A 5,287-nucleotide genomic window follows, 5' to 3' on the forward strand; every position below is an offset into this window, starting at 1 on the left:
AGGGATTAAGTAGCGTGGGGCGCACGCAAACTTTAAACGCTTCGGGAGAGATTCCCTCTTGGTTGGTTGGAGAAATCCTGCTTGCTAACGGAGACTCAATGAACGAAGAATCCCCGTCTCTTTAGAGCGGGGAGCGTCAATAATTATTCCTTCTTTTCGCCGACAAATCCCGATTAGTCTCTAATTTGAGTGAAAGCGCGTGAGTACAATTCCCCCCGTCGATTTATCCCGTCAATACCAAGTCATCAGCGAAGAAGCTAACCATGCCGTTTTAGAAATCCTCCGTTCTGGGCGCTATATTGGTGGCGAAGCTGTGAGCGAATTAGAACGACAATTTGCCCTCTATCATGGTGTTAGCGATTGTGTCGCCTGTAATTCGGGAACCGATGCCCTTTATCTGGCACTGCGCGCCCTCGGTATTCAAGCGGGGGATGAAGTAATCACTTCCACTTTTTCTTTTATTGCCACCGCCGAAGCGATTAATTTAGTCGGGGCAGTGCCAGTTTTTGTCGATATCGATATTAATACTTTTAACCTCGATGTGGCACTGTTGGAAAAAGCGATTACTCCCCAGACTAAAGCGATTATCCCCGTACACCTTTTTGGGCAATCTGTCAATATGTCTGAGGTGGTAAATTTCGCTCGTTCCCATAATTTATTGGTGATTGAGGATTGCGCTCAGGCAACGGGAGCAGAATGGCATGGGCAGAAAGTGGGGAGTATCGGCGATATTGGCTGTTTTAGCTTCTTTCCCACCAAAAATTTAGGCGGTTGTGGCGATGGTGGCGCAATTACCACCAATAACCCCGAGTTAGCGGCACAAATTCGCATGATTAAAGAACACGGCAGCAAGGAGCGTTATCTCCATGAGGTAATTGGGGTGAATAGCCGCTTAGATGCCATTCAAGCGGTTATTTTGCAAATTAAGCTAAAATATCTCGATTTTTGGAATAATCAACGGATCGAGATTGCCCAACGTTATCAGGAATTACTGCAACCTTTGCCTAATATCACTTTACCTGCCGCTTTAGCCGGAGGTAAGCACGTTTGGAATCAGTACACAATCCTAACGGAAAATCGTGACCAAATTCGGGCGGCTTTGCAGGAAAAAGATGTCCTATCCATGGTTTATTATCCGATTCCTCTGCATTTACAGCCGGTTTATCAGTATTTAGGCTATAAAAAAGGCGATTTACCCGTGGCTGAATTGGCCAGTGAAAAAGTGTTATCTTTACCTATGTTCCCCGATTTAAGCTTCGAGGAACAACAACAGGTAGCCTACGCGCTAAAAGATTGTTTGCATAGTTCCTAAGTTATCAGTGGGAATTAGGAATTATGAATTATGAATTATGTAGGTAGGTGTTAAAAATTGTCAGATTCCCCCCTGATCAAGGGGGGACAATTTGGGTGCATCTCAATTGATGGTATAGTAGTCGTTACTGCTATGTGATGATAGTAGTTACTACCGTCGTACCGTCTTTTTTCGTTTCTATTTTTTGTTCGACTTTATCTTTATCTTTTCCGCATCCGCCCATGATATTTCGGTAATCGTATTCTGTAATATCTTGAACTTGATCGTATTCTGAATTGACAAGAACCAAATCAGTAATTTGAAGTTGGGACATTGGAATTATACTCCTAATTAAGAAAAAAGTAGTTGGCTTGAGATTGGGTTTACCTCACTCATCTGTTCCTAGATAAATCGCTCTCCCAGCAGATGACAACCCCCTGGAAGGATGATTTTTGAACATAATTCTAGTATTTTATGTTCAATTTTCAAGGACAGTCCCCAACGAGAAAATAAGGGTTTCCGGTTATTTCGCCAGCAACTTTGAGATGAAAACTGAGTTTTGCCCCCTAAATCCTGAACATAAATCAACTATTTATGTGTTTCCATTCAATTAATTTCTAAGCGCGAGACCACGGTGCGCCCCTATCATTGGCGCGATAATATGATCGTAGGGGCGAATTGCATTCGCCCTCTTCAAAAACCTGGCATTTTTATTGGCGATCGCATCAGGTTCCACACCTCATACTAAATCAGGTTATTAAAAACTGATTATTTATTCCCCCTTTTGCCTCTTGCCTCTCCTCACAAGTAGCCTATACTCAACAGATTTAGGATCAATACTTAAGCGGTTAAATCGATTAACTTTTGTTTTAAAGTTTCCAATCCTAGCCGACGAATAGCCGAGATAAAAACAGCTTGGGGATATTTTTCCTTAGCTATTTCCAAATCGTCGCTTTTTACCTGATCCAACTTATTAAACACCATTAACATTGGACCAGTTTGAATCGGCATCTCCGAGAGGATTTTTAACACCGAGGCAATCTGACTTTCCCAAGCTGGATGGGAGAGATCCACCAGATGGAGTAATGCTTCTGCTTCCGTTACTTCCTCTAAAGTTGCCCGAAAAGCATCCACCAGCGAGGGGGGTAATTCGTGGATAAAACCCACCGTATCGGTTAGTAAAAGAGTGTGAGAGACTTGGGTGAGGGGATCGGTAATAGTTAAGCGTCGGGTGGTGGGATCGAGGGTAGCAAACAGTTGATCGGCGGTATAAACTTCGGCAGCGGTGAGAGCATTAATTAAAGTGGATTTTCCCGCATTGGTGTAACCGACGATCGCCACACTGGCTACATCTTGTTTTTGCCGTTGTTTGCGTAAACGGGAACGATGAGCTTGCAGTTGATCCACCTCATCCTGGAGACGGGATAAACGACGTTGAATAGTTCGGCGTTCTGTTTCTAATTTTGTCTCCCCCGGTCCGCGAGTGCCAATTCCTCCCCCTAATCTCGACATAGCTAATCCGCGCCCGGTGAGACGGGGTAAAGTGTATTCTAATTGGGCTAATTCTACCTGTAGTTTACCCGCTTGGGATTGGGCCCGTTGGGCGAAAATATCCAAGATCACCTCGGTGCGATCGACCACTCTCACCCCGATTTGGTTCTCTAGATTGCGAATTTGGGCGGGAGAAAGGTCGCGATTGAATACGACTAAATTAGCCCCCGAAGTTTGCACCTGTAGGGCGATTTCTGCCACTTTTCCCGAACCGATCACTGTTTGAGGATGGGGATGCTCCCGTTTTTGTCGGGTGACTTGCAAAACTTTGCCCCCGGCGGTATCAACTAAACGTTCTAATTCGCTTAAACCGTCCTCGAACTGGCGATCGCTCATACCGTCGGTGATTAAACCAACCAATAGCACCCGATCTTCGGCTGTATCAACGGTTATAGCGGTAAATTCTCGCTGAAACTCCGCCTCTAGTCCTTCCACTAACTCTAAAAAGTCCTGTTTGCTTAAATCCTCTAGATTTAAGGGAGGGGAGACAGACCAGTATATATTACTATTGACATTTGTTTGACTTTGTGGTATGAGATGCGCCAGATAGACTTGCTCCACATAACCGGTCGCCCCACCACCGCGACGGATCATACCTGTACCGGTTAATGTTAAGACCACCAGTGCGTCTAATCTTTGCAGAGCCATAGCGGTTAAACTGGATTCTTTTGGCGGTTCCTGCTTGAGTTCCGTAGCGATACAACGAATTCCGCAAAGACGTTCGGAACCGTAGCGGGGTAGTTCCAAGAGGGAAAATTGGGTTTGTCGGGGGGTTCCCACTCCCACACGAATTACCTGGCCGCGACGGTTGATATAAGTGCAGAGGGGTTGATGGATATCGGTACTGATAGCCGCCAGTCTTTGGGCGAATTCTGGGGTGGTGAGAGTATCAATAGGCAAGCGTTCATGGTACAGCCTTTGTAGCTGTTTCATCTGACTGGCTTTCAGTCCCTGGGTATTGCCGAAGATGGTATCGATAGGCTTTCCTCGCAATTAGGATTTTATCTATTATTGTAGCGATTATGAGACTCGCTGCTCCTTGAGGGCGTTTCTCATCAAGATGAAGTGTAACCTAATTTGGTATCGACAACAGACACCCGACTCCCCAAAACGAAAACTTTGTACCTCGCCACTAAGATAAATGCTCTAGCTCTCTACTCGCGCTTAGAAATTATTTGAATGCAAACATCCTGACTTTCGCTGTATAATCTAAATACAGTGCATAGTGCATCAACTCTCTACTCGCGTTGAGAAATTAGCCGTATCTCCGATAAAATACCCCTTGACTTTTTGAAAAATCCATGGTAGAGTTTACCAGACACTTTAGGGATACTTTACGCAAGACCGTAAGAACTCAAAATGCAAAACATTAATAAGATTTTAGGGGATTCCGCATTTAGCTTTAAAAAGTTATTGCCGCAAAATATTATCGATTCTTTAAACCAGAGTTCTTTATATAAAATTTTACGCAAGAAGCGACTTACCGTCGAAAAAGTTTATCGCAAGCTGCACAGGACTACTGGGGCATTAATGAGGCCTTCGATCACAAAGATAAGGGGTATTTTGTAGAGATAGGTTCTGCGGATGGGATAAAAATCAATAACACTTATTTATTAGAAAAATGCTATCAATGGTCGGGCATTTGCATTGAGGCGAACCCGATATATTTTGAACAGCTAAAAAGAAATAGAAGTGCTATTTGCTTGAATGTTTGTGTGGATGAACGAGAGAAAGAAATTGATTTTATCTGCAACAATCTTTATGGAGGAATTATCGATGAAGATACTGATAACCGAAAAAAAGAAAACATTAACAATCGAGAAGTCATACGGTTAAAAACGAAACCTTTAGCGAATATTTTAGAGGAACACGAAGCTCCCGGTGTGATCGATTACCTGTCGATAGATGTAGAAGGTGCTGAAACTAGAATTCTCGCAGATTTCCCCTTTAACAAGTATATTTTTAATAGTATGACTATCGAGAGGCCAAGTGAATTTCTGCATAACTTGTTAATCCAAAAAGGATATATATGGGTTAAGCTGATTCCTGGATTAGATAGTTTTTATATTCATAAATCTTTTCGAAAAATCTATGGATTAAATCAAAGCAATTATTACAGAACTTTGCAATCTATGTATTAGATATTCGGCACTATGTTCGTAACTGAGTAATTATTCTTAATTGGGTGATGTTCCTGCCACTTTTATGAATCCCCTCGTCAATTATTTTCGCAACCTGCAAGAAATCCACTCCTCCCAAGCAGCAGTAAAAGAAACCTCCTACTACGGCACTCTCGAAACTCTGCTTAACGAAATCGGTAAAACCCTAAAACCGCGAGTCCGCTGCATTATCAACCTCAGAAATCAGGGTGCGGGATTGCCGGACGGGGGACTTTTTAACGTCGATCAATTCCCCAAAAATCAAGAATTAGAACCTTTTACGGCG

General features: G+C 43.2%; 4 protein-coding genes and 1 pseudogene. 3 read left to right on the forward strand and 2 right to left on the reverse strand.

Annotated elements, in window-relative coordinates; translation table 11 throughout:
- Window positions 1–199 precede the first annotated feature (199 nt).
- Window positions 200–1,312 carry a DegT/DnrJ/EryC1/StrS family aminotransferase gene (locus IM456_RS11250; protein WP_287694378.1) on the forward strand — a complete coding sequence of 371 codons (1,113 nt, stop codon included), beginning with the start codon at window positions 200–202 and terminating at the stop codon, window positions 1,310–1,312.
- Between the two features lie 130 nt (window positions 1,313–1,442).
- Here IM456_RS11250 and IM456_RS11255 read toward each other — a convergent pair whose 3' ends face one another.
- Together IM456_RS11255 and hflX are read right to left on the reverse strand one after the other, a co-directional pair.
- Entirely contained in the window at window positions 1,443–1,625 is a 183-nt protein-coding gene (locus IM456_RS11255) for a hypothetical protein (protein ID WP_287694380.1), read from the reverse strand.
- A gap of 506 nt (window positions 1,626–2,131) precedes the next feature.
- Window positions 2,132–3,835 (reverse strand): GTPase HflX, encoded by a 1,704-nt coding sequence (hflX, locus tag IM456_RS11260; RefSeq protein WP_287694382.1) that lies wholly within the window; start codon window positions 3,833–3,835, stop codon window positions 2,132–2,134.
- A gap of 602 nt (window positions 3,836–4,437) precedes the next feature.
- Here hflX and IM456_RS11265 point away from each other — a divergent pair.
- Entirely contained in the window at window positions 4,438–4,983 is a 546-nt protein-coding gene (locus IM456_RS11265; RefSeq protein ID WP_253881450.1) for an FkbM family methyltransferase, read from the forward strand.
- Between the two features lie 64 nt (window positions 4,984–5,047).
- Window positions 5,048–5,287 (forward strand): annotated as a pseudogene (locus tag IM456_RS11270) (hypothetical protein); the annotation flags it as partial.

It is taken from the genome of Microcystis sp. M079S1, assembly GCF_020246425.1.
Taxonomy (GTDB): domain Bacteria; phylum Cyanobacteriota; class Cyanobacteriia; order Cyanobacteriales; family Microcystaceae; genus Microcystis; species Microcystis aeruginosa.